This is a genomic window from Endozoicomonas sp. (genome assembly GCF_051008435.1).
Classification (GTDB): domain Bacteria; phylum Pseudomonadota; class Gammaproteobacteria; order Pseudomonadales; family Endozoicomonadaceae; genus Endozoicomonas_A.
In genome coordinates this window covers 1-3,540 of sequence record NZ_JBPCXO010000143.1, presented here as the reverse complement: position 1 = coordinate 3,540, position 3,540 = coordinate 1, and the positions used below count along the sequence as shown (strand labels likewise).

Here is a 3,540-nt window from a genome sequence, read left to right as displayed (position 1 = left end):
AAGCGGAACAATTATGAACACAAGCTGATGCTGTAGATTAGACTGCAAAGTGTATGAAAACTGTACTCTCTTACCAAAAGTACAGCCTGCTCGCTCATTACCTCAAAGTTAAGCGGGACTTAAGGTACTCAGATCTACACTTGAAATCTCTTATGAGGTCAATAAATAAAAAACGCTTTAATATTACTCAAGAAAATGCAGAAGCATTACCCATAATGTTGAAGGAAATCCCTCCGTGTCCAAAAATTCTGACTGCGTTTAATGAATGTTCGAGGGCAAACCTCCTTGCTGCCTTTCCCGAACATGGGCCGGAGCATCTTTGTGTTATTGAGGTGACTGAGCCAAATCATAATTCACACATCGAAATGGAAAAGTTCGCACCTTTACACACATCGTTTTATCAATTTGATTCACAGAAGCAGACTCTCACTCATTTTAGAGGAAATGTCATTCCCAGAGATCACTGTTTAATGTACATAGGGGCCCACGGGAGTCGAAGAGAGATAAGTGGGGTAGCTCCTCTCAAGTTTGCCCAACGATTCTGTAAAGCACTTTCTGTCATCGAACCCAACAGGAAACAATGGCCACATAACATCCATCTCAATGCTTGTAATGGAGGAACTATAACGGCCTATTCAAAATTTTATGGTATATCACCTGCAACAGAGTTCTACCGAGTCTGGAGTGCAACGACGGGTAAGTCATGTAAAGTTACAGCTTATGATGGGTCTTGCTATGCAAATTATTAGCCGTTAATAGGCTGATTCGTCCCTGATGTGCTCCGGTATCTTGCCCGGAACGTCATGTCCGGCTGCATTTCCGGTCCGGGGCTGTTTATAATCAGCAATAGATTTAAGACCCTCTCAGCGGCTTTTGCCAGTGGATACATATGGGAAAGACATTCAAAGTATCATCGAAATTTCAGCCTGCAGGGGATCAGCCACAAGCGATCGAAAAGCTGCTGGCGGGTATCAATTCGGGACTGGCCTGCCAAACGTTGCTGGGGGTAACCGGATCGGGTAAAACCTTCACCATTGCCAATGTGATAGAAAAGTTACAAAGACCGACGATTGTTATGGCCCATAACAAGACCCTGGCGGCGCAGTTATATGGTGAGTTTAAGGAGTTTTTCCCCGAGAATGCGGTTGAGTACTTCGTTTCTTACTATGACTACTATCAACCGGAAGCCTACGTACCCAGCTCTGATACTTTTATTGAAAAAGATGCATCGGTTAACGAACACATTGAACAGATGCGGCTGTCGGCCACCAAGGCTTTAATGGAACGGGACGACTGCATTATTGTGGCCACCGTATCTGCTATCTATGGCCTGGGTGATCCCAAGTCTTATCTTAAGATGATGTTGCACATCTCTCGAGGGGAGATGATCAATCAGCGGGAAGTACTCCGCCGGCTGGCTGAATTGCAATACACCCGCAACGATACTGAATTGAAAAGGGCAACCTATCGAGTCCGGGGCGATGTCATTGATATCTTTCCGGCAGAATCTGAAAAAGAAGCCATAAGGCTGGAGTTGTTTGATGAAGAAGTGGAACAGATCAGTGAGTTTGACCCGCTGACGGGTGAAGTGCTGAGAAAGATGCCCAGAGTCACGATCTATCCCAAGACCCACTACGTGACGCCTCGTCAGACAATCCTTGAAGCCACAGATGCCATAAAGGAAGAGTTGTCAGAACGTCTGGACGTGCTCAGAAACAACAACAAGCTGGTAGAAGTTCAAAGGCTGGAGCAGAGGGTTAAATACGATATAGAGATGATGATGGAGCTGGGCTATTGCAACGGTATTGAAAACTATTCCCGCTATTTGTCGGGCACTAAACCCGGCGAAGCCCCTCCCACTCTGTTTGATTATATTCCTGACAATGCTCTTTGTGTCATCGACGAATCTCACGTCACGGTTCCTCAGGTGGGGGGCATGTACAAAGGCGACCGATCCCGTAAGGAAACCCTGGTTGAATTCGGCTTCAGGCTGCCTTCTGCTCTTGATAACCGACCGATGAAGTTTGAAGAGTGGGAAGGGCGACGCCCGCAAACGATTTTTGTTTCGGCCACGCCCGGCCCTTATGAGGTCGAACATCAGGGGCAAGTCGTTGATCAGGTAGTCCGGCCAACCGGGCTGGTGGATCCACAAATTGAAGTGCGACCCGCTACCACTCAGGTGGATGATCTGTTTACAGAGCTGAACAAAACCGTGGCCAAAGGCGACAGGGTGCTAGTAACCACCCTGACCAAACGCATGGCGGAAGACTTGACCGACTATCTCCATGAGAACGGTGTGCGCTGCCGTTATCTGCACTCAGGGATTGATACGGTAGAAAGGGTCGAAATTATTCGTGACCTCAGAATCGGTACTTTTGATGTGCTGGTGGGTATCAACCTGCTTCGGGAAGGTCTGGACATGCCGGAGGTGTCTCTGGTGGCTATTCTGGATGCGGATAAGGAAGGTTTCCTGCGTTCTGACCGCTCTCTGATCCAGACCATGGGTCGTGCAGCCCGTAATGTTAACGGCAGGGCCATTCTGTATGCGGATAAAGTGACCAAGTCTATGCAAAGGGCTATGGACGAAACAGGACGTCGTCGTGAGAAACAGCTGGCCTATAACGAAGAGCATGGCATTACCCCGAAGAGTGTCCATAAATCGGTGGCGGATATTCTTGAAGGTGCGGTGGTTCCCGGTAAGAAAAAAGGGCAGTCCAGTCGCAAAGTGGCTGAGCCGATGGCTGAATATCACCATGAAATGACGGCTCAGGAACTGGCGAAAGAGATCAAGAAACTTGAAGACAAGATGATGGAGCATGCTCGCAATCTGGAATTTGAAGAAGCTGCGGCCGTTCGGGATCAGGTTTCCAAACTCAGAGATAAGGTTCTGAAGCATTAGCAATGTTTGTGAGCTTTGCCCTAACCTCTTGTTCTATATGCAGTCGCAAGAGGTGGAGCGAACAGTTCTTCGCAGTCTTCGGGTATAGCTATTCGTAACAAGCATCTGTACTCATGAGGACTCTCACCACACTCCTGTATGAAGTGGGCAAAGGCTTTGACCACTTCACGGTCTTTTGCTTCTTTGTAAAACTCTGCTGGAATACGCTCATAGTGAATGGGCGTTCCTTCTTGCTGGCATCGATCAAGATATTGAATGCGAGCCAGCAGAAGCTTGTTCCAAAGCCTCATTTCGTTGGCATCTTTTGGGCAGGGAAACTGCCGTATTTCAATAGTGCTGGCTGGAGGGATATCGACGTCTTTGCAATGAGCGGTGTTCTCAATATGGTGGAGTGCACAGGCTGTGTATTTCTACCCCAGATCGGTGGCTGTCAGAATGTTGCTGAGCTGTGCCAGATCTTCAAACTTGCCAGACTTGCTGTTGGCATGATGGGTACTCAACTGATCATTAAAGGTAGGACTTACGCATTGATGGCACCTGCTAATTTTGGTAGCAGGTGGTCTTTACTCTTTGCAAAACTCTCAATGAATTTACCAACCGTCTCTTTAAATAGCCCCCGTTGGTGCTGATAAATATTCGTA

2 protein-coding genes and 1 pseudogene are annotated in these 3,540 nt (G+C 47.6%); 1 reads left to right on the top strand and 2 read right to left on the bottom strand.

The window, feature by feature from the left end; translation table 11 throughout:
• Window positions 1–889 precede the first annotated feature (889 nt).
• Complete coding sequence (gene uvrB / locus ACR2PX_RS06795; RefSeq protein WP_433998606.1) at window positions 890–2,899, top strand: excinuclease ABC subunit UvrB; 2,010 nt, start codon at window positions 890–892, stop codon at window positions 2,897–2,899.
• 20 nt (window positions 2,900–2,919) lie between these two features.
• On the opposite strand, the gene ACR2PX_RS06790 is transcribed toward uvrB, so the two are convergent.
• Window positions 2,920–3,189 carry a hypothetical protein gene (locus tag ACR2PX_RS06790; RefSeq protein WP_433998605.1) on the bottom strand — a complete coding sequence of 90 codons (270 nt, stop codon included), beginning with the start codon at window positions 3,187–3,189 and terminating at the stop codon, window positions 2,920–2,922.
• Window positions 3,190–3,419: 230 nt separating this feature from the next.
• Window positions 3,420–3,540: pseudogene (locus ACR2PX_RS06785) on the bottom strand (IS701 family transposase); the annotation flags it as partial.

Excerpts from the sequence above, each read along its gene's own strand:
- uvrB (WP_433998606.1), top strand. The coding sequence starts at position 890 with ATGGGAAAGACATTCAAAGTATCATCGAAATTTCAGCCTGCAGGGGAT.
- ACR2PX_RS06790 (WP_433998605.1), bottom strand. The coding sequence starts at position 3,189 with ATGAGGCTTTGGAACAAGCTTCTGCTGGCTCGCATTCAATATCTTGAT.